The organism is Clostridium thermosuccinogenes (assembly GCF_002896855.1).
Lineage (GTDB): Bacteria > Bacillota > Clostridia > Acetivibrionales > DSM-5807 > Pseudoclostridium > Pseudoclostridium thermosuccinogenes.
Genome location: NZ_CP021850.1, coordinates 571,611 through 594,655, shown reverse-complemented (window position 1 = coordinate 594,655; position 23,045 = coordinate 571,611). Strand labels below are relative to the sequence as shown.

The 23,045-nt window shown below is 36.4% G+C and carries 25 protein-coding genes and 3 pseudogenes; 5 read left to right on the top strand and 23 right to left on the bottom strand.

Features of this window, described 5'->3' with window-relative positions; genetic code table 11:
- Positions 1 to 9 precede the first annotated feature (9 nt).
- Both CDO33_RS02615 and CDO33_RS20710 read right to left on the bottom strand, forming a co-directional pair.
- Positions 10 to 1,032 carry a Pycsar system effector family protein gene (locus CDO33_RS02615; protein WP_103083129.1) on the bottom strand — a complete coding sequence of 341 codons (1,023 nt, stop codon included), beginning with the start codon at positions 1,030 to 1,032 and terminating at the stop codon, positions 10 to 12.
- 444 nt (positions 1,033 to 1,476) lie between these two features.
- Positions 1,477 to 1,617, bottom strand: a complete 141-nt coding sequence (locus CDO33_RS20710) for a hypothetical protein (RefSeq protein WP_161496608.1) — start codon at positions 1,615 to 1,617, stop codon at positions 1,477 to 1,479.
- A gap of 75 nt (positions 1,618 to 1,692) precedes the next feature.
- Here CDO33_RS20710 and CDO33_RS21410 point away from each other — a divergent pair, with 75 nt between their 5' ends.
- Positions 1,693 to 1,821 carry a hypothetical protein gene (locus CDO33_RS21410; protein ID WP_274540226.1) on the top strand — a complete coding sequence of 43 codons (129 nt, stop codon included), beginning with the start codon at positions 1,693 to 1,695 and terminating at the stop codon, positions 1,819 to 1,821.
- Positions 1,822 to 1,962: 141 nt separating this feature from the next.
- Here CDO33_RS21410 and CDO33_RS02610 read toward each other — a convergent pair whose 3' ends face one another.
- Entirely contained in the window at positions 1,963 to 2,466 is a 504-nt protein-coding gene (locus CDO33_RS02610) for a type II toxin-antitoxin system PemK/MazF family toxin (protein WP_161496607.1), read from the bottom strand.
- 3 nt (positions 2,467 to 2,469) lie between these two features.
- Entirely contained in the window at positions 2,470 to 2,664 is a 195-nt protein-coding gene (locus CDO33_RS02605; protein WP_103083127.1) for a hypothetical protein, read from the bottom strand.
- 253 nt (positions 2,665 to 2,917) lie between these two features.
- Between CDO33_RS02605 and CDO33_RS20565 the strand changes: the two are divergent.
- Positions 2,918 to 3,108 (top strand): annotated as a pseudogene (locus CDO33_RS20565) (IS701 family transposase); the annotation flags it as partial.
- A gap of 171 nt (positions 3,109 to 3,279) precedes the next feature.
- On the opposite strand, the gene CDO33_RS02600 reads toward CDO33_RS20565, so the two are convergent.
- From CDO33_RS02600 to CDO33_RS20700, 17 genes and pseudogenes are all read right to left on the bottom strand, one after another.
- The gene (locus CDO33_RS02600; protein ID WP_103083126.1) at positions 3,280 to 3,789 is read right to left on the bottom strand and encodes a hypothetical protein; all 510 of its coding nucleotides are present in this window, start codon (positions 3,787 to 3,789) and stop codon (positions 3,280 to 3,282) included.
- A gap of 542 nt (positions 3,790 to 4,331) precedes the next feature.
- On the bottom strand, positions 4,332 to 4,742 hold the full coding sequence (locus tag CDO33_RS02595) for a hypothetical protein (protein WP_103083125.1): 411 nt from the start codon (positions 4,740 to 4,742) through the stop codon (positions 4,332 to 4,334).
- Positions 4,743 to 5,045: a DUF2089 family protein gene (locus tag CDO33_RS02590; RefSeq protein WP_103083124.1), complete on the bottom strand. Its 303-nt coding sequence runs from the start codon at positions 5,043 to 5,045 to the stop codon at positions 4,743 to 4,745.
- 252 nt (positions 5,046 to 5,297) lie between these two features.
- Complete coding sequence (locus tag CDO33_RS02585) at positions 5,298 to 5,717, bottom strand: EamA family transporter (protein ID WP_103083123.1); 420 nt, start codon at positions 5,715 to 5,717, stop codon at positions 5,298 to 5,300.
- Positions 5,718 to 5,949: 232 nt separating this feature from the next.
- A complete protein-coding gene (locus CDO33_RS21660; protein WP_422678814.1) occupies positions 5,950 to 6,057 on the bottom strand; it encodes a DUF6199 family natural product biosynthesis protein in 108 nt (35 codons plus the stop codon).
- Between the two features lie 175 nt (positions 6,058 to 6,232).
- A complete protein-coding gene (locus tag CDO33_RS02580) occupies positions 6,233 to 6,700 on the bottom strand; it encodes an NUDIX domain-containing protein (protein WP_103083122.1) in 468 nt (155 codons plus the stop codon).
- Positions 6,701 to 6,795: 95 nt separating this feature from the next.
- On the bottom strand, positions 6,796 to 8,034 hold the full coding sequence (locus CDO33_RS02575) for a transposase (RefSeq protein WP_103083335.1): 1,239 nt from the start codon (positions 8,032 to 8,034) through the stop codon (positions 6,796 to 6,798).
- A gap of 149 nt (positions 8,035 to 8,183) precedes the next feature.
- Positions 8,184 to 8,450 (bottom strand): annotated as a pseudogene (locus CDO33_RS02570) (phosphate acyltransferase); the annotation flags it as partial.
- 465 nt (positions 8,451 to 8,915) lie between these two features.
- On the bottom strand, positions 8,916 to 9,197 hold the full coding sequence (locus CDO33_RS02560) for a hypothetical protein (RefSeq protein ID WP_103083204.1): 282 nt from the start codon (positions 9,195 to 9,197) through the stop codon (positions 8,916 to 8,918).
- Positions 9,198 to 9,258: 61 nt separating this feature from the next.
- Complete coding sequence (locus CDO33_RS02555; RefSeq protein ID WP_242974837.1) at positions 9,259 to 9,981, bottom strand: hypothetical protein; 723 nt, start codon at positions 9,979 to 9,981, stop codon at positions 9,259 to 9,261.
- A gap of 258 nt (positions 9,982 to 10,239) precedes the next feature.
- Complete coding sequence (locus tag CDO33_RS02550) at positions 10,240 to 12,330, bottom strand: ATP-dependent helicase (RefSeq protein ID WP_103083206.1); 2,091 nt, start codon at positions 12,328 to 12,330, stop codon at positions 10,240 to 10,242.
- A gap of 415 nt (positions 12,331 to 12,745) precedes the next feature.
- A complete protein-coding gene (locus CDO33_RS21090; RefSeq protein ID WP_192875027.1) occupies positions 12,746 to 13,564 on the bottom strand; it encodes an immunoglobulin-like domain-containing protein in 819 nt (272 codons plus the stop codon).
- A gap of 312 nt (positions 13,565 to 13,876) precedes the next feature.
- Positions 13,877 to 14,278, bottom strand: coding sequence for a GNAT family N-acetyltransferase (locus CDO33_RS02540; protein ID WP_192875028.1), 402 nt, complete (start codon positions 14,276 to 14,278; stop codon positions 13,877 to 13,879).
- 103 nt (positions 14,279 to 14,381) lie between these two features.
- Positions 14,382 to 14,903: a YcxB family protein gene (locus CDO33_RS02535; protein WP_242974024.1), complete on the bottom strand. Its 522-nt coding sequence runs from the start codon at positions 14,901 to 14,903 to the stop codon at positions 14,382 to 14,384.
- 50 nt (positions 14,904 to 14,953) lie between these two features.
- Positions 14,954 to 15,139, bottom strand: coding sequence for a hypothetical protein (locus CDO33_RS20705; RefSeq protein WP_133158780.1), 186 nt, complete (start codon positions 15,137 to 15,139; stop codon positions 14,954 to 14,956).
- A 269-nt stretch (positions 15,140 to 15,408) separates the two neighbouring features.
- Positions 15,409 to 16,689, bottom strand: a complete 1,281-nt coding sequence (locus tag CDO33_RS02530) for an IS110 family RNA-guided transposase (protein ID WP_103083326.1) — start codon at positions 16,687 to 16,689, stop codon at positions 15,409 to 15,411.
- A 393-nt stretch (positions 16,690 to 17,082) separates the two neighbouring features.
- Positions 17,083 to 17,223: a hypothetical protein gene (locus CDO33_RS20700; protein WP_161496680.1), complete on the bottom strand. Its 141-nt coding sequence runs from the start codon at positions 17,221 to 17,223 to the stop codon at positions 17,083 to 17,085.
- Positions 17,224 to 18,351: 1,128 nt separating this feature from the next.
- On the opposite strand from CDO33_RS20700, the gene CDO33_RS02520 reads away from it, so the two are divergent.
- The 3 genes and pseudogenes from CDO33_RS02520 to CDO33_RS21405 all read left to right on the top strand — a co-directional run bounded on the left by CDO33_RS02520 (position 18,352) and on the right by CDO33_RS21405 (position 20,364).
- On the top strand, positions 18,352 to 19,590 hold the full coding sequence (locus CDO33_RS02520) for a transposase (protein WP_103083335.1): 1,239 nt from the start codon (positions 18,352 to 18,354) through the stop codon (positions 19,588 to 19,590).
- Positions 19,591 to 19,633: 43 nt separating this feature from the next.
- Positions 19,634 to 19,846, top strand: a pseudogene (locus tag CDO33_RS21655) (ATP-binding cassette domain-containing protein); the annotation flags it as partial.
- A gap of 20 nt (positions 19,847 to 19,866) precedes the next feature.
- On the top strand, positions 19,867 to 20,364 hold the full coding sequence (locus tag CDO33_RS21405) for an ATP-binding cassette domain-containing protein (RefSeq protein WP_103083315.1): 498 nt from the start codon (positions 19,867 to 19,869) through the stop codon (positions 20,362 to 20,364).
- A gap of 214 nt (positions 20,365 to 20,578) precedes the next feature.
- Here CDO33_RS21405 and CDO33_RS02505 read toward each other — a convergent pair whose 3' ends face one another.
- Entirely contained in the window at positions 20,579 to 20,893 is a 315-nt protein-coding gene (locus CDO33_RS02505; protein ID WP_103083314.1) for a helix-turn-helix domain-containing protein, read from the bottom strand.
- 745 nt (positions 20,894 to 21,638) lie between these two features.
- A complete protein-coding gene (locus CDO33_RS02500) occupies positions 21,639 to 22,904 on the bottom strand; it encodes an IS110 family RNA-guided transposase (RefSeq protein ID WP_103083332.1) in 1,266 nt (421 codons plus the stop codon).
- Positions 22,905 to 23,045: the final 141 nt, after the last annotated feature.

Below are 23,045 nucleotides of genomic sequence, written 5' to 3'. Positions count from 1 at the left end.
AAACCTCCTCTATATTTTTAAAAATGAAATTGTTATTAAAACCGCTATATGCAAAAAATCATTAAGCAGCAAAGAAATTCTTGTATTACTGTCTTCTTGTATCAAGCGCATCTTTTTCAGTAATGCAGAAAAGTTTATTCTCTCAATTGTAAGAGAAGTTAAAAAGATTAAAATTACATCAAATATTGATATTCCAGCCATATAATATCCTATTACACCTATAATCAAGGAATATGTACAACATTTTAACAAAGCGTTCAACAAACCACTAATTTTTGTTTTGCTTTGGAATAGTATCGTCAATACTATTCTTACAACAAAATACCCTATAATGAGCCAGTAAATGCTTTTGTCATTTAAGTTTTTGTTAATTATACTGCTCATATCAACAGTATCTATATTCTGAGATAATATGAATGCTATTGCAGTAAATCCAGCAGTAAATAAACATGCCACTAACCATTTAAGTGCACATTGGGTTCGTTTGTATTTCTTTTCCTTAATATATGATAACTTGATAAACTCATATGTTAGGGATAAAAGCAAGCCTTCAGGACCAACTTTACTTATAGAATTAAAGTATTGTTCAACTGATGTTGAAAACTTTGAATCTTTACATTCCCATATATAGTCCCGAAAACGCATTGACGGATTAAGACCAGTAAGGTAATAATTAACATTTACTTCATAATCAACATCACCGAATTCGATATGCTCATTTGGATTATTGCTTGGATTTATCGATTTTAGCGATAAGTATAATGAAACAAATAAGCATACACCAAATAGAATAGACCCTATTATAAGTATCCATTTAGAAATACCAATCTGGTTATTAAATAAGTTTATATATTTATCTACTAAAGTTACAATTGCAGTTATAAATGCAGTACCCAAAACAAAGATTGTTCCAGACTTTGTATCTGTAAACTTTATTGTTTCCTGTGTATCTTGAATAGCATTATATAAAAAATTAAGTTTCTGCTCATTATCTTCTGATATACTTTGTTCTAGCCCACTTAATCTTTTCACTACATTCACCCCACAAAAATACATCAGACGCAAATAAATTAATTATGCATTTTTTGATATCATGTCCAAAATCTTACTATACACATTATACTAAACAAATGTTTTTATTTCAATTATGTTCCTATTGTATATCCCAATTAATCTCCGCCCCATTCATATCCCTTAACCTATACTCTTTATCGCATTAGCCATTTTCTCTTATTTTATTCTATGTAAGAAGTCGTGTTATGAATAGAGTCTTTTTCCATTTCTCCTTGTTCCTTAATCCTGCTTTCTGTGTAAACATCAAACAAACTCTTTCCTTTGCAAATAAAGTCGTTCCTCTGCAAATAAACTCGTTCCAGAAAAACAGGGTAAAGTGTCATGGGATAAGGTGCAAGGATACTATCCAATAAAATAAATCAATCCTTCATAATCCTTTTATTATGCGGATTGCGAAGGATTTTACCTTTCTCTCCTTATCCCTTTCCCCTTACCCCTTCTCTTCCTATTTCGGAACATGTTTATTTTCTTTTTTCCCTTCCATTTTTCCCAATCCATTCCATGAATCCATCCATTTTTCAGAACATCTTTATTTTCATCCATTTTCTCCCATCCATCAACCATGCGGGTTTGCGGAGTTGGGGAGGGAATGAGTTTATTTTATATTCACATTTGTATATGAGAGATAGGAAATACTCTTTTCTGGTAAGAATTAACAACACAAACCAGAAAAGAGTATTTTTTATGAGTGTATTACCAAAAGAAATAGTCAGGGAAATAATTTTCAGAATCCAGGAGAAGCTCTAGCATTTTTGAAAGACGCTTTCAAAGATGTTTTTTGGGAAATTTGGGAAGCATAAAATTATGTCTGCAGAAATTCTCATAATAAAACCAAAAACTTGTCCTACTGGTTAGTCTTAGGTTTTCTAGCATTAAATTTAGTTTTAATTACTTCCTAGAGTATTTTTCTATATGCATATTTTCAATGGAATTCAGCAAATCTTGAATAACCTCATTAATAGACGCAAACAAATCATAGTTATAAAAAATTGCTTCATCTATCTCCCTTGTGTTTACAACTTGTCCCATATACCAGTCTTCAAACAGTTCATCTTTTGATACAGTATATACCTGGTCAAGAAGTACTACACTATCTTTATCCAGGAAAGGATAATCTTTTTTATACAATGGTGCGTGATAAGGATATTTTAATTTTGGAGGTTGTATTATGTTGCCATATGTATCTTTTTCTAAATAGTGTATCATGTCTGACACTGGGCAAATAATAACTCTGCTTGATTTAGGGTTATATCTGCTAATAATTATAAATGGTCTTGCCTTTTGTGAAGCGATCGAAGGGTCACTATTACCGGTTAAATCAAACCAGTGAACGCAACCCTTCTCATAATGGGTACTCTTTTGTGGAATTTTCGGCAACGCTGGACAGGGCAAAATTTACTCACCCCTCAGTCTTTTAGTCATTTCATCGAAAATCTCTTTTTCATCATCTGTTTCTACATAGTCTTTATCGATATCTGCATAAAACTTTCTTCTCTTAACGGGGTTGAATATCATATCAAGAGTGGAAACATCCTGTCTTTTTGGTATTTGATTTAATTTATAATCCTTAATGCTAACTACCGTCGCCATTCTATACAACCCCCTTCTTATTTTTCTTACCCTTATGCTATCACTTCCTTATGTTTTTTTCAAGCATAATTCCAATTCTTAACTTCTATATATATATTATGTCCACATCTATTTAAATGACACCTTACAAGGTAATTACAATTTTTATTTTTAAATAGTGTTGTGCATTAAAAAGTAAATAATTGTATTACCAAATTCATGATAAAATAAAGAATAAGTTGACGTAATGTGGTAGTTTTGAATTGACGAAAACGACCATATGGTTCATATGATATCAGGCATTATTTCCACCGAGGAAACAAGACTGTTTCTGCGCTCCATTCAAAGCACACCTGTAACCGGAACAGAAACTGCAGCTCAAGGTTTCTCGGAGAGTACAAGTGGAGTAACGTATATGTTGACCACTGCCAAGTTTGCATATACTTGTGCAGTAAAAGGAGTAACTGTCGATGCTGTTATTACTAAATCACGGATAGTTGCATAAACATTTACAATTTACTGCATGACACTAATCAAATTAAGTTCGATATTTTCTGCATCTCCTGAAATCATTTGTAGCGCTAAGAATCATGAGCAGCATAGACGCTGACTTTTGACCTATTGAAAACCATTCAATTAACGCTTAGCACTTTCAATGATATTACCGTTTATGTCATAAAAAGTTGCAATTCCGGCGTTGACAGGTAAAATGAATACAAAAGGTTTTTCACTATCGATTTCAATCGTTCGAACTTCATTACCATCGTCAATTTCCATTTTATTTACTTGCTGCTTATTCACTGAAATAAGCGCACGCTCATTATATCCTTTCATATGGATTTCTGCTATTTCATTTGGATTAAGTGATCCACCACTCATAAAGAAATATCCGAATGAAAAGCCTGGGCGGTTCACATAAATTGAGAATGTATGGTCTGCAACGTCTTCGGAATAAAAAAACATAGCAGACATAGCTTCTGTAGTATCTTTAGCCACGGCCCAAGTATCATCAATCTTTTGATAATAACGAGCATCTTTCTCGATGTTTGACTTGCTTACCCCTATATAATTATTAGAATACAAAAAGTAAAATGCTAAAAGTATCACAACTATAAAAACCTCGATATATTTTATTGTATTTTTCATGCCGTACATCCTTTCGTCAAGAATAAAAAATATTACTTCACAAAATTCCACTAATCTGCACCGTTTCCTTTATTTTACACTATATAAGCAGCAAAATCATCTACTTTTTAGCCATGCTACCTTTTAGCCAACTTCCATAATATCCTTTTTATCCCGTTCCCTATTCATGCTTCTGTGTAAACAGCAAATTAAGTTTTTCCTTCGGGACAAGTTCAATGGCAAGGGTATTATCCAATAAAATCAATCCTTTGTAATCCATTTATTATGCCGGTTACAAAGGATTTTATATTTCTATCATTATCCCTTTACCCTTAATCCTACTACTTTTAAAACCCCTTCTATGGAACAACTTTATTTGCTTTTCTCCTTTCCATTTTTCCCATTTAATTCAAATCAACTATCCCTTTTAAGGAACATCTTTTTATCATCCATTTTACCCCGCCCATCAACCATGCGGGTTTGCGATCTTGGGAATGAAATGAGTTTATTTTATATTCACATAGATAGGACTAAATTTTTAAAGTGGCAGTCTTAGTACTAAATTATTCCAAGTCCTGAATATTCATTTTATCCAATTCAGTACGTAGTTTCAATTTTTCCCTACATGCAAAGTATATTGCTAAAAATATGATGGTTGGAATATTAGATATAAGAAAAACAGGCACAACAGTTGCAAGCATTGAGAACATACTCGATTTCTCTGAATGTATAATAGTTATTTTATCACTTAATTTAGCTCCATCATTAACATCAGTCAGAGAAGTAATTGCTGTATTCGTATACATTGCTAAAGAGAGAACGGCCATTATCGAAAAAACGAAACAAATTAAAGGTATAATTAATCCTAGCCATTTATTCTGCTTTTTGGAAAGAAAAATTTGCAACCAGATGCTACCTGCAAGAAATACAAGAAATGCAAGGCATAGCAGCACAACGACAATAACATTTGCCATCTATTTAACCTCCTTTTTAGTTTTTTTGTACTCGTTTATTAAAATCTTAGCCGTCTCAAAATCAATTTTTTCATTTAGTGCAAGACGCTTGATTAAAGCAATATATGGCTCATTCGCAGTGTCCTCACTGATTTGAATCTTCTGGATCAGTTTATCAAGCCTTAACCGTACTGTTGGATAAGTAACACCATACTGGTTGGCAATTTCTTTGAGCGAACCAGATGCCAAAATAAATTTTTTAATGAACGATACATCTTCATCATCCAGATTTACCATCCATTCAGGTACTATTTCTATAGCCATGTCATTTCCCTCCTTTAACAATATTAAATATATACTATAATATTATTAAAGTCAATAATTAATAACATCTTTAATAAAAATAAAATATACTTTTAAATGAAAATAAAATAATCCTTTGTAATCTGTTAATAATTTGCGTTACAAAGGATTTTTCCGTTCATTCATTCTGCCTTTTTATATGTTTCACCAATGCGCTTCCATCTGAATGACTTCTTAAATTTAACTCATAAATATGCCTCATCTCATGATTAATTACCCTTTCAAAATCATTATAAAGGTGCCAATTGTAATAAATATACCGCCCAGAATTGTTTTAGTAGTAGGCGCTTCATGTAATACTACAAAAGCGAGTATCATTGTAATAACAACACTGAATTTATCCACCGGAACGACCTTTGAAGCATCCCCAATTTGCAATGCTTTGTAATAGCAAAGCCAGGATAATCCCGTCGCAATACCTGATAAGATCAAAAATATCCAACTTTTTTTACTAATATCATTAATATGGCTCTGCGCTCCTGAAATAAAAACTATAGTCCATGCCATCACCAGCACGACTGCTGTACGTATTGCAGTTGCTAAGTTGGAATTAATTCCTTCAATCCCTATCTTGGCAAGTATAGATGTCAATGCAGCAAATACTGCTGATAAGAACGCAAATAAAAACCACATGCAAATTCCTCCTTTAACTTTGAAAGCATACAACATCAATCTTCAATATTTTATCCACTAACCAATAACATATCAAATTAACTCATTTCGATGCAAATAAACTTGTTCTGTGGATATAGAGTTAATGGGACAATGATAGCATTCAAGGAGTATTGCTTATAACACATTTTATAAGCAATGCGGCATAATAAGACTCACTATCAGATGCTTATCAAAGCAGTATAAAATACTATTATGCCAGCGATTCCACCCAATGCAAAAAACAACCTCCAAAGTGAGTGATCTTAATATAGAAATCAGAAGGCTTCGTAGCAGCATATGATTTCCATGATTCTGTTATTTCTTACCACAAATTAGGCCGGACTAACATTAAAACCCTATAATCAAGACAAAAATGCTTAATAATAACGTCTTATAAATTAAATCAACCATACCTTTACATTATTTTATTAATGTGATAATAAAAAATGAAGTAACTCAACTGTGGATTAGGCTTATCACAACGATATACGGCGTTAATCATATAGGCGCCAATTTTCTCTTGTAATATCCGGGCTGCTGGTACTTACATAATCACTGAGAGTAAATATCTTTTTATCTTTGTCAATTGCTCTTCTTATGAACACTTTTGTGGTATAGCTCACATGCTCGGAAGACAACGCTTCTTTAATATCCATAAACAATGCGGAATCATTTTCCCTGTTATCTGAAGTTGGCGTGCCTGAAACATAATCCGCAAGAAAAATGAACCAAGCACTATTTGGCGCAAAACGGACAGATAGCAATCCTTTTATCTTAATCCTAACCGAAGTTTCTTCAAACACTTCTCTAACGGCAGTTTGTTCAAGCAGTTCACCCGGCTGCAAGTTGCCCCCTGGTACAAAATACTTGTTTTTAGCTATTCCATAAGTGTGCCTCACCAACAAAACCTTGTTATCATGAAGTACAATGCAACTTGCCGCTAAATTACCGTTTAGTCTCATTACACACCCTCCGGTTAAAATACATATTTTGATACTTTGATTATATTATTTACAGTACTTACGCAAAACAAAATGATCCTTGAAAAATAAAGATTTCACGCACTTAATTTGTCCCAAATGGTTGTTGCGAGAGGATTTGAGACAGTATTTACCTCTTTACCTGTCCGGTCTTTGGATGTTACATTAATAATGTACACAATACCGTTGACTTTAACCTGGACAATGTCCTGCAGGAAGCTGATGGTTTCACCCATGGTATTCAAATTATTCTGTATCTGCAAAATCTGCACGAATACAGAAGTTATGAACACCAAGGAGAAGTGACCCTCAAGTTTTCTAATAGACCGGACTTGAACTTTTTCAAAGTTCAGAAACTGCTTGATGTCTCTGAAGAATACTTCAATGTCCCAACGGCAAAGGTATTTCTTGAGGATGTCTTGAGCAGCTACACCGGGCAAGTCAGTAATGATAAATCTGGTGTTTTGGATAGATGCGTTATAGCCGTTTTTGACTATTGCCATCATGGTGTTACCCACACCAGGTAAGATTACCGATAAAGCCTTGATGTAGAAGCCTGTACCGGGGTAGTACCTGTACTGTTTCTTGCTAAACAGCAGGCTTATGGTCTTAACGTTAAAGTTAACCCTGTTGTTGTACAGCACTTTGCGGTTATTCTTTATCATGCAGACATAGTGGTAACCGCACTCTGAGAGCTTTTGCAGGAGCTCTTTACAGGAATACCAGGTGTCGAATGTGACGTATTCGGCAGCCAAACCAAATTTGTGGGCGAAGGATATCATACGTATGGCTAGTTCAACCTTGGTATGATATTCTTCACACTTTTCTTCCGGTTTCCATATCCGAAACGCCACGGGGATTTTAATCCAACCATTAGACCATAGAAGGACTACAATGTGCATTCCCCAGACATACCGATTATTTGTGTGATCGTATACATAAGATGTCGGGAAAATGCTCTTGCCGAAAGGCTTCCTGATAATCACATCATCGATGATCAAATATCCAAGACCAGCCGTTTGTGACTGTATTGCCTGGATGAACAGGATCATGATATTTGTGTTATTAATAGAAAGCAACGGCAGCAGCCTTGTTATGGCATCATGGGATACCCAGTACAGCTTCTGCGCAATATATGTTGCTGTAGGATTATTAAACAGGATTATACCCATACATGCTGCAACGAAGACCAGTGTATACTTCTCAGGGAACAAAAACTTATCCAAATTGAACTTTCTCACCAGTTCAGTAATAATATCGTGAATGCCGTGCTTGGCAACGGTTATGTCGGAAATGCAATTTTTGGTAGACCTCATGGAACCCCTGCCAAAAGAATAGCATAATTCGAAAACTGGTGAATAGCTGTAATATATGGAAACCTCAATGCAACAACCTTTTAAGCTATATTCTGTTTTCAAAGTGCTGATATGACTTGTTTATGTTACTTTTGCGTAAGTACTATTATTTATATTGGATTTTGTGCTTGAACTGCATTAATTGCAACAACACCCACGATATCATCGGCAGTGCAGCCACGTGAAAAATCTTTCACCGGTTTTGCTATTCCTGCAGTTATAGGCCCATAAGCGCTTGCCCTTGCCAATCTTTCTGTAAGCTTATAGCCAATGTTGCCTGCTTCAAGATTTGGAAATATCAATACATTTGCATTTCCAGCCACCTCATTACCAGGCGCTTTTCTTGCGCCGATTTCTTTAACTATGGCCGCATCAACCTAATACAATAGTCTTTGGATTTGATTTTGCACGGTTTTTAATCAATTCAATAAATTCTATAAAAATTATCCCCATGAAAATTATGTAAAATTCTATATATACATTATATCAATAAATAGAAAAATTTTCATTTTCTTATAAAAATTATGTATATTTTCTACTTCGCATTTTGCTACCAAAGATTACATAAAAAATGCGGCATATTATTTGCCGCAGAGACTTTCCACCCTTTTAACTTGAAGTAAAGATTTTTAGGTAATATTCCCGCAATTATAAAACATATAGCCAGTCCCTGGAGAAGTCCTAAAAAGAAATAAAGGATATCTAAAAAGCGGTTTGCCATCATCAGATACATTGCTTGCATGAGAAGCCCTATAGCCAATTCATTTTTCCTAAATACTTCTCCACAATTATCAATATGAATGTCACACTATATAAACAGCGTGTTATTATAAAATAATTAATTATTTATTCTTTGAATCTAAAAGTATGGGTGTTATGTTTAGCCCAATAGATATAATCGTCAAAATCCATAGCCATATTTCCATAGTAGGTACGACGTCTAATAAAGCTGCCCAAACCTCTCCTTTTACCCATACTGACACAAGGCTGTATTGCGAACAAAGTGTTAATGCTGTGAATGACAATCCTGCTGCCATAGCAAGCCTATAATCCTTCCCTGCTTTATACATATAAAGATTTATAAAAGTTGCTGCTATGGCTATGATTCCTAATATTAACCACATAATTTTACCCTCCATTACATTTTTTATTTATGACAGAATTGTACCGATGCGTACAATATTCTCATTGATAATTGTCTTTGACGTATTGTGCCCACTGCATATATATGTCTTCTTCCGATACGCCGAATATTTCTTCATATGCCGAAGGATTCTTTACCAGGTCCACGACTTTGCTCATGCTGTAATTTTTATCGAGAAATTCTATATATGTATAAGAAAATCCATAAAGTCCTATATTGCCAAATTTGATAGGATTATTCGTTTTTATATCTTTCATATCAGGTACATTTCCCAACGGATAATTGGGTTTGGCATTGCCTGATAAATAGCCTGCCAAGCCTTCATTTAATAATTTTGGCGCTTTTTTGTTTATCTGATAAACTACCGTATGGACATATTCATGCACAACAGTCTGAACTACGCTGTCATAGTCATGTTTTGGCCCCGGATTTAGCGGCGAGACGACAATCACCTTATCTTTTACATTGTCTCCGATATACCATTCAGGACCAAAAATCCTGCCCAAATAACCATATTTTTTTGTGTGAAGGACTTTAAGGTCAGGATAAACATATATTTCTGCTTTTTTCGTCGGGTTAAAATTCAAAGCAGAATTGACATTCTTATAATATTCATTCATGATATCTGCCATATCTTGAACAGCATTTTCATCTTGCTTTTCATAATAAAAAACAAAATTATCCGTTTCTTTAGTAATCATTTTGCTTGTCTTCAGCCGGAATGTAGGTAAAAATGCAACTACTGACATAAGCACCAGTGCCATAACAATGAATAACAAAGCTTTTGCCGTTTTTCGCATGAATGTTCTCCTTCCCTTTATGTTCTGCAATATCATAAACTTTAAGCATATCGAAAAAGACTTTGATCACTTTATATAACACTGATCTGTTCTATTAACTTATTTAGTAATATTTTACCATTGCCATCATCAAATATAAAGTCAATAATTGAAATACAACTTTTATAATTAAATTGCATGCTTCGTAAAAGCTATTCTCACAGGCATACGTTATTTCAGTATTTAGAAAGTTATCAGCCCATTCTCCAGGCATATTGAAAAATCCAGCTTTCGCCTTATTCCTCCGAAGTCAATTTCCAGAATAACCTGCCCGCCTTTTTGCTCAAGTATGGCAGTAATTACTCCTTCTCCAAAATGTTTATGGTTAATGATCATCCCTTCTCCGATTTCATCCGCTTCCTTTTTCTTCATAACACTGATGACTTCATTGATGAAGGTTGACCTTACTGCTCTAATCCCATTTTTCACGGATGGGCTCACCAGATAGAGATATTCCTTTGCCCTGGTCATCCCTACATAGAATAAACGGCGCTCCTCCTCGAGGGTGCTATTATCCTGATTCTTTTTTGCCAGCTCAACTGCTCTCCTGCCCGGAATTTCATCCTCTGTTAAATCCACCATCAGTACCGCATCATACTCCAAACCTTTGGATGAATGCAAGGTCGTAAGCGTAGCCGCTTTTTTTAAATCCGAACTCTTTGACTTTTCAAATAGCTCCCGCAACTCCTCCATGCGCTGTAAAAACAGCGGGATGGTGAGGCATTCTCTGGCTATAGCTTTCATGATTCCAAAGAAGCTGTATTGGTAGTCAAAGGACAATCCTGTGTTTTCACAGTATTCCTTAACACTGTCAAAATACTTGAAATTATCCTCAATATATTCCAATGCCAGCAAGGGATGTTTCCTCGCCAGCATCTTGAACTCTTTTTTCAGTTCTTCCAGCACTCTTTGCTGGTAAGGCTTTATATCACCACTGCTGAGAAGCCCATCAATGACTGATTCTTTGAAATCGACATTCAATGCATGTTCCAGCATGCTTTTGGATATATAACGGTTCATTTTATAATAGATTCTTGAAAAGGATTCCCCATCACACTGGTTCAGCGCAAACTTAAAAAAGGCAAGAATATCCTGTACAACCCAGTGGTTAAAAAAGAATAGCTTGTTCTGCCTTACCTTAAACGGAATCCCGCTGCGGTCCAACATATCCGCAATTGCAATGGAAGAAAGATTATTCCGATAGAGGACTGCCACACTTTTGCCTTCTTCCATATGTGCTTTCAGTTTTTCTACAATAAACTTCAGTTGTTCTTTTTCATCCTCAACCTGCACAATATTGGGGTCATATTTATAATCATTATCCGTTTTGTGGTTTTTATCAAACCGCTGGGTATTTGTCTTTATAAAATTGCTGCTTATCTCAACTATATTTTTGGTAGAACGGTAGTTATTTTCCAGGCGATACAAACGGCATCCCCTGAACTGCTCCCGAATATTCAAAATATATTGAGGATCTGCCCCCCTGAAGCCGTAAATCGACTGGTCATCATCTGCTACAATGAAGATATTGCCATCATCCGTTTTCACTAACAACTTCAATATTTCAAACTGTATTTTAGACAAATCCTGACCTTCGTCCACCTGGATATACCGGTACTTCTCCCTGTAATAGGAAAGTATATCGGGACATTTGTTGAGGATTGAGTAAGCGTATGTGAGCATGTCGTCAAAATCAATATATAGGTTGGACTTTTTATAATCCTCATAGGCTTTATAGATGATGGGGAAGTTTTTGGTATCGAATTTGATACCCTCAAAATCTTTTATCATCTTGTTTTTTACAAGCCCGATCTCGTTGATTAGATTTTCCAGTTCGTCGTCATTGAGCTTTGACTCGTTTATCTGCTGATAAAGCATGCTTAGAATTTTTCTTTTGCTTTCTCCAGCTTCTTCGTCCCCTTCAATCCTCTTGAGCCTTTTACCCTGCTTTTTCTCATAATCCATGACAACACGGTTGGAAAAGCTGTGCAAGGTTGAAAATCGTACTTTCCGTGCAACATCAGCACCATATATCCTGTTAAACCGGTGCTCCATTTCCAACTGTGCCGCTTTGTTGAAGGTCAATGTGAGTATGCTATCAGGGCTCACTCCCGCTTCCAAAATAAGGTATGCAGTTCTGGCAGTGATTACAGTTGTTTTGCCCGAGCCAGGCCCTGCCAAAATAAGAGCAGGCCCATTAACATGTTTAACTGCCTGCTGCTGTTGTTCATCAAGATTTATATTATACTTCTCTTTTAATGTACTTAAAAACATCAAGTGCCTTCACCTTATGTATAGAATTTCATCATCTATTAGCATAACCATTGCAAATTTCCAACCATTATATCATATTTGAAAGAATAGGAACAATGGTGGACTGGGACGATATAAAAATCTTACATATAGTAATATTACATCTTCATTAAAAGTCACCTTTAAATTGCTTATAATGTTAGTGATTGATTATACGGAAGGTAACACCGAAAGCAACAGTTATTGTTGTAATTAAAAAAGAAAATAACGGAAGGGCCGCAATTATTTGCCATGGATGGTCCTTGGCTGTACAAACAATATTTTGCTTATTTCTTTTATTTAACTATATTGAGATAGTTATATTATCATTACCAGGCAATATATGTGCATGCCATATAATGCTGGACAATGAAAACATTTTGAAAATTTGCTCTATTTACTTTAGGATTTCCTTGAAAACAGGATTTGACTCTTTATTTATAAACCAGGTGGTATCCTCATTCATTAGAACTCCTCGAACATCAATATCTTCATCTACCCATAGCCAGTACTCATCAATTGATTCATCAGCAAAATATATTTTTACAGCATAATCATAAGGCCGTATGTCAATTTTTGCATTGGTTTTCTTCCTATTGTTTAATGCCTTTATAAATTTATCTATTGTATCCTTATTTGAAAGTAGCCACTCTTTCTTATCCGACCTACTAATTATTTCGATTAAGCCAATTTTTTTGCCTTTATATACAGAATTGCTGCTGCTCCCCAGGAATATGGTAAACTCCGATGCTAAATAGTAAGTATCATATTCACCTGTATCCTGAAAATGCAATATGTCTTTTATAATTCGATATTTCCCTGGTTCCAAGCTTCCATAGAGCCAGTTCCAATCGACTTCCCATTCTTTACTGCCACCAGAGGATAAATCATATCCAATGCTATGAAATCCGTAGTTGCCATCTATAGTAACAGGAACCTTATACCAAGATTCATTGATTTTCTTTTCTAATTCAAAGTACTCTCCATAAATGCATTGACTGCCAGAGTTATTCTCAATTACTACAGTCAATCCGGTTGGAGATGTAGTTCCTTTCTTAACAGTCATAGTAACTCCATCCAAGTTGTTGATAGTTTCGTATGTTGATGGATTCCAGTCAGTCACATCAACAAACCGGTCAGAATTCTCTTTTATATTTCCTATGTCTATTGTACCTTCTGTGTCAGCACCTTCTGTATAGGTGCTTTTTGAGTTCATGACTGATATCCTGTTATAATCGACTTTACAACCTGTTAGTAGGGCAAAAAAAGTGGCAAAACAAATGAATAAATATATATTTTTTCGCATAAAAACACCTTCAAAATATTCGCATAGAAAAACTTCTTTACTTATTTAGACGTTTAATATCAATATAAGTTGCATATTTAAGAGCGCCCTACTTAATAATATCTTATTTTTATTTCAATGTTACCTTTCTTATTGGGTATTCAAAGTAATCTGCAATTCAATCCGTCCGATAAATTCCTATCTATCGGCATTACTATATAAATAAATATTTAGTGCAAAAAATTAATCTTGTTTAAAATACTTGCGAAAAACCATACCGTGCGATTTGAGCATTCCAAATTTTTCATAAAAGCCCTGCATTTCAACATCACAAGTCAAATCAATACATGGGATATCTTCCAGGAGCTTTAGCATCATATTGAAAAGATTTCTTCCGATTCCCCTGTGCTGATATTCAGGAAGAACTTCAATCATTGGTATGAATGCAAAGTTTACCCTATCGCTTAGAGCATTTATAAAACCCACAACTTTTGATTTATCTTTATCATATGCCAGTACAAAAAAACTGCTGTTGTTAAGTATAGCATAGTGTTGTTCAGGTGTCAGAGGTTTTTTCCAACCGACAAAAAAGCCCTTTAAATCATCAGGACTTATACCCTCAAGTGTGGTTCTGTATTCAATCATAAAGACCCCTCTTTTGCATATTTCTACATAACATATAAAGGCTGCATTACATTTAAGGCACAATAAAGTTACGAAAACTGCGCCATCATTTTCCTATCTACCCTTAGATGCTTTTATACCTGCCTTGAAATTTTCCAACGATAAACTCCTTGAAATCATTAAGATTATCTACATCTTTTTTTCTAATTAACGAAGCCTGGTTTGCCGTCAGATAAAATATAAAGTAATCTTTGCTCTCCATTACTGCGTAAAACTGATCATATCTCAACTCACCTTTTGATTTCAAGGCCTCATTCTCCATAACAATTCTGTCATCGTAGAATTTTAAGGTATTGACGATATCAAAGGCACCTGTTTTATCCGTCTTTATTCTCTGGGCATTTCTTCTTTCAACTTTAATCAGAACAGCGATAATTGCCAACGCAAACAATAAAGCCCAGCTTATGATGAGTTTTATCCAGTTGAAATTCTCATTATCAAAACTTACTATCAGGCTTCCAAGCAAAGCAATTAAAGCCAGCATAGGAATTGTAAATTTATTTCTTTTAAAGGTGGCAATATACAGAAATTTTCTATAATCATTCTTTGTCATAATCGTGTTTATGATCATTTTAGGTTCTTCCATCTTTACCTCCCTAATATTTCTTCGTTTTTCTTACGCATACTCACTCAATCTCAGATTTTCACCTTTTTAAAAACAAGCCATATGGACAGATATTGTATTACTGCACAATTATGGATGATGATGTGTATCCCAATGAAACTACGTCCTTTTTCCAGTATCACGGCCATTGGTATCCACATTAGCTCCGGCAACAAACCTCCCAAATCTAACTGGGTCAATGCCCTTAATTCCTTCATTCTGTCTGTCCGTGAGGTGGATGTCAGTCAAGCTCCAACACGGGGTCTTAAGCCCTTATGGTGAAAATTCATCCCGACTATCCGGCTCATTTTGTCAAGGTTCAAATCTATCATTAAAGTGAAAGCGTTAGTTTTAGTTTAACTGCTTGCCCCGCTTGATTACACATTCCATCGCGTGAGTAAGACTGTCAAGGGTCGGCACAAGCCGAACGCAGTCTTGCCCTTGACTGGCTTACGAGAGCGATGTATTCTTTCATATGCGGTGCAAATTATGCTGCTTTTACTTCCGGTCTTTTTATATCGCTTATCATCTTTTGTGGGTCGTAAGCTATGTCTTTCGTCAGTATCGCATAAAATATCCGTATTAACTTATTACTCAAAGCAACCAGGGATTGCATTTTCTTCAAGGGCCTTTCCTTCCTAGTCGTATAGTATTGGTGTAAGGCTCGGAATTCCTCATTCTTGGACAGCAAGGGCATAATACCAAATGTCAAATAGTATCGCAGCCGCTTCCTTCCACGTTTGCATATGGTTGTCTGACCCTTATGCTTACCGGAACTGTTCTCTTTGAGACTTAGCCCAGACAGCTTTTGGATCTGCTTTGGATGACTAAATCTAAAGATATCGCCTACCTCCGCTAGAAAGCCTGCAGCTACCACGAGTCCAACACCTTTGATTTCAAGCATCTTCTCAAACCCGGGAATTTGCATTGCCAGCTCCTCAATTAAAGCCATTGTTCTTTCATGCTGTCGCATTTTGCTCTCATAGTCCTCAAGCAACATTGAGAGTTCATTTTCTGCAGATATAAGCCCTTCGGATGTTCCAATAGAAGTCTTAGCGGATTCAAGAAGCCTCACAGCTCTTTTTATTCCTACAGCCCTTATCTTGTGTTTCTTCCAGATGGCTATGATACCTTCAATGCCTTTTTCAACAACCTTTTTGGGTGTCGGGCATTCGTTCAGTATCAACAATGCAGCCTTCCCCTCCCAATCCTCAAATACCTTGGTGAATTCAGGGTAATGGATACATATCCACCGGCTGATACGGTTCCTGACAGCTGAAAGTTCCTTTACTAGCCGCCACCGGCTGTCCATGGCCGACCGTAGCTCCTTGTAAATACCTTCCGGAATATACGGTTCAATATATCTCCCATCCTTAACCAGCATTGCTATGGTTTTTGGGTCTTTACGGTCGTTCTTGGTGGGATTGTTGTCATCCAATTCCTTGCTTTTCTTCACATGATGCGGGTTTACTAGTACAATGCGCATCCCGCTTTTCATAGTATTCTCAGCAAGGTTGAACCAATAGTGTCCTGTCGGCTCCATCCCAAGGATCACCTCGGTAAAGCCTTTGGCTTCCGCTATCTTCCCTGCCCATTCTTTGAGCTTCGCAAACCCTTCAGTATTGTTGCTGAAAATCAACAGCTTCCCATACTCTACGCCTCTGAAATTGAAAGCTCTGGCGTAGTGTGATTCACTACCAACGTCAATTCCGACAATCAGCGTCGTTTCTTTGATTTGCAAAATCTTTTCATTCTGAGTATACTTCATATTGGATGCCTCCTGTGTTTTTGATTTGTGGTTACTTGCGGCAACTCACATTTCAAATTTTACAGTCAGGCATCTATTTTTTCAAAGGCCATTTTGTTTCCTTATAGGAATGCTCCATAATAATTTAATTTGCTTATTGCATACTTTTACCAATTCGAACTATATACTTTATTTTACACCATAAATCTTATAAAATCACCTATATTTTACACCTTCTCACCTTTCAGCCAGATACTATTGCACCTTCTAAATCATATCCCGGCGCTGTTAGCATACCTGTTCCCTATGCTGCCATTGCAGTATGTTAGAGTAGCTAGCGCTCCTTTTTCACTGGGTTAATCAATTGCTCATTATGTACTCCTTTTATGTAAAATAATTGGGGTTCGCTTACACTTATTCAGCCACCCTTGTTTTTATAATATCCCTGTTGTACTTCCTCTGAGTTATTGCATAATATATCAATTGGAAAAGGAAGAATGCAGCAACGACAATTAATGTGTTTACCGAAAAGGTTCCCTCCAAACGTGAGTCCAATGTGGCGATACTCATAAGTATGTAACCCAGCAATGCTCATAACAACTCTGGGGCAAAAAATATTATTGAGATCATGCTTTTATAATTTTTATTTTTGGCTGCCTTTACTCTGATTACCGGATTTTTCACACCTTCAACCAATAATGCTATCATAGGGTTGTTAAGGATATTTTTTACTGGTAAAATATTACCATGTATTAGAAGCAAAAGCTGTTGTGTTTATCAACTGAGCATAAGCAAGCAATCTTCCCATATAATAGCCAGATATACCAGTCAGAAGTTTATCGCAAAAAACACATAACTTTAAATAAGTGTGCGGGGTGGCATATTTGATAACTCAATTGCTAAAAGGATTTTCCATAGGACCGGTTAAAATAAAAGATAAAAGTGCGTATGCATTCTTGATAAGAAGCATGCTGAATCATAAATATTTAGTATTATGTTCACTGCTTTTAACTTTAGCGACAAGCTTTTTCATAGTATTTCCAAATGAATATCTGAAAAAATCTATTAATGCTATGAGTACTTTAGACAAGTCAAGGATTTGGAGATACTCTATTTTCTATTTTTTGCTCATAGTATTTGCCGATTTGATAGATGTTGCCAAAAACTATGTTAATGATTCTATGAACAGGCATATTACACAATCTGTGCAAAGAGCATCTTTATATAGCCATATTCGCAGTTATTGTCCGCAGCGGATACAGGGTTGTGCGGGGGGAAATAGGGCCTGGGGATATATTTGCAATCATTGCCTATTTTACTATGCTACAAGGCAGAATTAACATTTTCCTAAGCTCTCTTACAAATTTTCAAACGGCATTAGTTAAAACAGAAAGATCGATAGAAGTATTGTCAGAGGAGATAAAAGCTGAACCTGAGCAAATATGCCGGGTGGATGTAAAGAATATTGAGGGAACCATAAAATTATCCGATGTAAGTTTTCAATATCCCTCTAATCTTTCCAATTTTAATTTGCTTAATAGTACTTACGCAAAAGTAACATAAACAAGTCATATCAGCACTTTGAAAACAGAATATAGCTTAAAAGGTTGTTGCATTGAGGTTTCCATATATTACAGCTATTCACCAGTTTTCGAATTATGCTATTCTTTTGGCAGGGGTTCCATGAGGTCTACCAAAAATTGCATTTCCGACATAACCGTTGCCAAGCACGGCATTCACGATATTATTACTGAACTGGTGAGAAAGTTCAATTTGGATAAGTTTTTGTTCCCTGAGAAGTATACACTGGTCTTCGTTGCAGCATGTATGGGTATAATCCTGTTTAATAATCCTACAGCAACATATATTGCGCAGAAGCTGTACTGGGTATCCCATGATGCCATAACAAGGCTGCTGCCGTTGCTTTCTATTAATAACACAAATATCATGATCCTGTTCATCCAGGCAATACAGTCACAAACGGCTGGTCTTGGATATTTGATCATCGATGATGTGATTATCAGGAAGCCTTTCGGCAAGAGCATTTTCCCGACATCTTATGTATACGATCACACAAATAATCGGTATGTCTGGGGAATGCACATTGTAGTCCTTCTATGGTCTAATGGTTGGATTAAAATCCCCGTGGCGTTTCGGATATGGAAACCGGAAGAAAAGTGTGAAGAATATCATACCAAGGTTGAACTAGCCATACGTATGATATCCTTCGCCCACAAATTTGGTTTGGCTGCCGAATACGTCACATTCGACACCTGGTATTCCTGTAAAGAGCTCCTGCAAAAGCTCTCAGAGTGCGGTTACCACTATGTCTGCATGATAAAGAATAACCGCAAAGTGCTGTACAACAACAGGGTTAACTTTAACGTTAAGACCATAAGCCTGCTGTTTAGCAAGAAACAGTACAGGTACTACCCCGGTACAGGCTTCTACATCAAGGCTTTATCGGTAATCTTACCTGGTGTGGGTAACACCATGATGGCAATAGTCAAAAACGGCTATAACGCATCTATCCAAAACACCAGATTTATCATTACTGACTTGCCCGGTGTAGCTGCTCAAGACATCCTCAAGAAATACCTTTGCCGTTGGGACATTGAAGTATTCTTCAGAGACATCAAGCAGTTTCTGAACTTTGAAAAAGTTCAAGTCCGGTCTATTAGAAAACTTGAGGGTCACTTCTCCTTGGTGTTCATAACTTCTGTATTCGTGCAGATTTTGCAGATACAGAATAATTTGAATACCATGGGTGAAACCATCAGCTTCCTGCAGGACATTGTCCAGGTTAAAGTCAACGGTATTGTGTACATTATTAATGTAACATCCAAAGACCGGACAGGTAAAGAGGTAAATACTGTCTCAAATCCTCTCGCAACAACCATTTGGGACAAATTAAGTGCGTGAAATCTTTATTTTTCAAGGATCATTTTGTTTTGCGTAAGTACTGTTGCTTAATATAAATTTGTCGGCTTCCAGAGAAAATCCCATTGGAATTGTAGGTTTAAGCGGCTCCGGGAAAAGCACCATAATCAAGTTATTGACCGGACTGTATTCCAATTATGAAGGGTTAATTCAAATTGACGGGCAGGATATCAAGAATTTTTCACCAAGACAGTTGCGTGACTGTATAGGAATTTTATCGCAGGACCCGTTTATTTTTGATGCCAGTGTGAAGAAAATATATCCCTTGGCTGCGAACAAGCCACCGATGCCGAAATTATTAAGGCCGCAAAAATCGCTAATGCCCATTCCTTCATCAAGGAGTTGGCTGATGGCTATGATACTATCGTTGGAGAAAATGGTGCAAAGCTCTCAGGGGGACAAAAGCAAAGACTTGCTCCGGCAAGAGTGCTTTTAAAAAATCCAAAGATACTTATTCTCGATGAGCCGACAAGCTCTATTGACTCAGAATCCCAAAAAGCAATTATAGACGCACTGTCAGAAGTAACTAAAGACCGCACTACAATCATAATTACACACCAATTTCCGATTCTGCTATTGGTGAAATATATTTATGTCTTTGAAAAGGGACAAATAGTAGAGCAAGGTACCCATGAGTCCCTTCTGCGCAATAATAAATGGTATTATAAGCTGTGGAATAATCAATACAATGCAAATATTGGCAAACCGGGTGCTGAGCTGCCATCCTTTCACAGCAAATTATTGGCAGCAGAATAGATGAATAGGAAAAGCCATATAGGCCAGCCTTTCTTCCCTATCCTTATTATGGTGAAATGCTAAGGAGTATGGAAAAAACTGCAGTAATAATCACATAACGGGGTATGAGGATCAAATCCCGATTGCCATACTCAAAATCTTAACATTATCACAGGAAGCTTAAATAGCATGCTTTTTCTTTAGTTTGCAAACATTGGCTTAAATTGACATTCAATTACTTTTCAATTCCCAAGAGCACATGAATTGCGTGTTGAAGCTCCGGTTTTTTTCGATATTCGGCTATGACTCTTTTTTCCATTTCCGTATACATATCATTATTTTCAGTACCAAACAGGTCAACTACGGATATTGACAAAATATCGCATATTTCAGCGACAGTTTCAATATCAGGGGAGTTTTTTCCCTTAATCCAATTGGTAACCGCTGATTGAGAAACATTAAGTTTATCGGCTAACTCCTTTTGACTGATACCTCTTAACGACAGGTAATAACCAAGATTTCGCTTAACATTCTCTCTGATTTCGCCCATTCTCACACCTACTTTCAAATTATATAATACAATCAGTGTACATATAATACAATTAGTTTTATATCGTATATTTTATACATTTTGCAGCTACCCTTAATTTGATTTAAGTAAGAATCAGCAGTTACCCTTTTTTGGCAAGCATATATAAATTTAGCAATAGATATATGGTATTTCCTTTAGAAATACTCCATGGCATCTCTCAAGTCCTGCAGCTTCCTGGTTTTCTTATTCAAAACCAGGAAAAGCTGCAAGAAATGTATAAGTCACATGAGCCATGCTTCAAAAAGCCTTATTGAGATTGGGAATTCCTCTTGCATTGGCCGTGAAATCTTGGGCCGCAGCTCCCATTGTAAGATTAATCCACCTTTATGAAAATTTAGAATTTAATAGCATATTCTTTTTCTATATAATGAAATTAGTCCACCTTTGTGAGAAATTTAGAATTTCGCGCCCTTTCCCTTTTCTATTATAATATGAAATGCCATCAGCTGATGATATGTTGCCAAAAACTCTGCTCTGTTAGCTAAAACAGTCATGAAACTCGAACTCTCCCTTCCGGGAGATGGTAGTTGAGGACGATTCCCTTATACCAGAGGCGTCTCAGGTTTCATTTTCATTATTAAAGTTAACAGGCTATTTATTTTAAGATGGAGGTAGTGTGAAAATAAAAAAGACCCGCGAAGGCCGCAACAAAGCAAGCCCTTAAGGAATACCTAGGACTGTGGATGAAACTGGAATTACACTATTAGTTTGTTATTGCCACTAGATCAGAAATATTCACAGTATACCCATTGGCTTGCAAAAATGCGATGGCCTGCTCAATACTTAGAGAATCCTGCTGATTACGCTTCTTAGATTTCGCATTGTCATCATACAGCAATGGATTGAATGGCTCATTTTTAGAGAGCATGTGATAGATGCAGGTTAAAATCATTCTTGCGGTAGCAATAATAGCACGTTTGTGACCACGACGTTTTTTAATCGCTTCATAGCGGTTTTTGAAAACAGTGCAGGACTTGTCCTTTACAGCGGCATTAGCACACTGGACAAGTAAAGGTTTAATGTAGACACCGGCGCGGCTAATACGGACACTTTTCTTCTTACCGGCACTTTCATTACTCTGGGGTGTAAGGCCAGCCCAGGAACAAAGATGCTTGTCCGAGGTGAAGACGGACATATCGGTTCCGATTTCTGAAAGAATAGCTGTAGCCGATGCCTGCTTAATACCAGGTAAAGTAGCGATGATGTCAATTTGTTCTTTGAAAGGTAAAGATAGCTCGAGTATTGTAGCTTCCAGTATTTCGATGCATTTTTCAACGCTGTTATAGTGCTCATAGCATACAGACAATTTTGCCGCTTGCTCCTTAGAGAATTTACCAGCAACGGCTTGTTCAATTTCATCCGATTTTTTCTTCAGACTTTTGTGGAGCATTGAAGAATAATCAAAGTCGATGATATCAGGATTCTCTATCATGTGCTTAATAATTGAGGAAGCAGACTTGCCGAAGGTGTCGGAAACAACATTGGCAAGCATGATGTTTGAAACTGTAAGCGAATTTTGCACCCGGTTTTTCTCACTGGAAGAGACGTTGGTAAGTTTAGACTTGTACCGAATTAAATCCCGCAACTCCCGTATAGGCTTAGATGGGATAAAGCTACCTTTTACCAATGCATGCTTGTGTAAGTCAGCAAGCCAAATTGAATCTCGCTTATCGGTTTTCTTACCTGGGATATTTTTAACGTATCTCGGGTTTGCAAGGGTAATAGTGCAGAAATCCTCGAGCACGTTAAAAACAGGAATCCAGTACTTTCCGGTGGATTCCATACAGACATCTTTGCACTTGTTTTCTACTAACCAGTTGTTGAGAGCGATTAGATCATTTTTGAAAGTATTAAAACGACGTGTTTGATAGGAAGTAACATTTTTATCATTGGTGGTGGCAATAGTGGCAATTACAAACTTTTTGTGGACATCAATTCCACAACAGATGGGATAGACAATCTTAAGCATCAACCTCACCCTTGTAAATATTTAGGGATGCAGGCATTGACTGTCCACTCAATATAAACAAGAGCTTTGTTTAAAACAAAGATTAGTGTTCGTGCTCGATGGCACACTTATTTGTACTTGAGAGAGCGAACGGCACATGTT

Excerpts from the sequence above, each read along its gene's own strand:
- CDO33_RS02605 (WP_103083127.1), bottom strand. The coding sequence starts at position 2,664 with ATGGCGACGGTAGTTAGCATTAAGGATTATAAATTAAATCAAATACCA.
- CDO33_RS02535 (WP_242974024.1), bottom strand. The coding sequence starts at position 14,903 with ATGGAAGAACCTAAAATGATCATAAACACGATTATGACAAAGAATGAT.
- CDO33_RS02590 (WP_103083124.1), bottom strand. The coding sequence starts at position 5,045 with ATGGCTATAGAAATAGTACCTGAATGGATGGTAAATCTGGATGATGAA.
- CDO33_RS02600 (WP_103083126.1), bottom strand. The coding sequence starts at position 3,789 with ATGAAAAATACAATAAAATATATCGAGGTTTTTATAGTTGTGATACTT.
- CDO33_RS02520 (WP_103083335.1), top strand. The coding sequence starts at position 18,352 with ATGAGGTCTACCAAAAATTGCATTTCCGACATAACCGTTGCCAAGCAC.
- CDO33_RS02560 (WP_103083204.1), bottom strand. The coding sequence starts at position 9,197 with ATGTGGTTAATATTAGGAATCATAGCCATAGCAGCAACTTTTATAAAT.
- CDO33_RS20710 (WP_161496608.1), bottom strand. The coding sequence starts at position 1,617 with ATGGATGAAAATAAAGATGTTCTGAAAAATGGATGGATTCATGGAATG.
- CDO33_RS02530 (WP_103083326.1), bottom strand. The coding sequence starts at position 16,689 with ATGAAGTATACTCAGAATGAAAAGATTTTGCAAATCAAAGAAACGACG.
- CDO33_RS02580 (WP_103083122.1), bottom strand. The coding sequence starts at position 6,700 with ATGAGACTAAACGGTAATTTAGCGGCAAGTTGCATTGTACTTCATGAT.
- CDO33_RS21410 (WP_274540226.1), top strand. The coding sequence starts at position 1,693 with ATGAGAGATAGGAAATACTCTTTTCTGGTAAGAATTAACAACACAAAC.
- CDO33_RS02585 (WP_103083123.1), bottom strand. The coding sequence starts at position 5,717 with ATGTGGTTTTTATTTGCGTTCTTATCAGCAGTATTTGCTGCATTGACA.
- CDO33_RS02550 (WP_103083206.1), bottom strand. The coding sequence starts at position 12,330 with ATGTTTTTAAGTACATTAAAAGAGAAGTATAATATAAATCTTGATGAA.
- CDO33_RS21090 (WP_192875027.1), bottom strand. The coding sequence starts at position 13,564 with ATGAACTCAAAAAGCACCTATACAGAAGGTGCTGACACAGAAGGTACA.
- CDO33_RS20705 (WP_133158780.1), bottom strand. The coding sequence starts at position 15,139 with ATGAAGGAATTAAGGGCATTGACCCAGTTAGATTTGGGAGGTTTGTTG.
- CDO33_RS02575 (WP_103083335.1), bottom strand. The coding sequence starts at position 8,034 with ATGAGGTCTACCAAAAATTGCATTTCCGACATAACCGTTGCCAAGCAC.
- CDO33_RS02505 (WP_103083314.1), bottom strand. The coding sequence starts at position 20,893 with ATGGGCGAAATCAGAGAGAATGTTAAGCGAAATCTTGGTTATTACCTG.
- CDO33_RS02555 (WP_242974837.1), bottom strand. The coding sequence starts at position 9,981 with ATGGCACTGGTGCTTATGTCAGTAGTTGCATTTTTACCTACATTCCGG.
- CDO33_RS02595 (WP_103083125.1), bottom strand. The coding sequence starts at position 4,742 with ATGGCAAATGTTATTGTCGTTGTGCTGCTATGCCTTGCATTTCTTGTA.
- CDO33_RS02500 (WP_103083332.1), bottom strand. The coding sequence starts at position 22,904 with ATGCTTAAGATTGTCTATCCCATCTGTTGTGGAATTGATGTCCACAAA.
- CDO33_RS02540 (WP_192875028.1), bottom strand. The coding sequence starts at position 14,278 with ATGATTGAATACAGAACCACACTTGAGGGTATAAGTCCTGATGATTTA.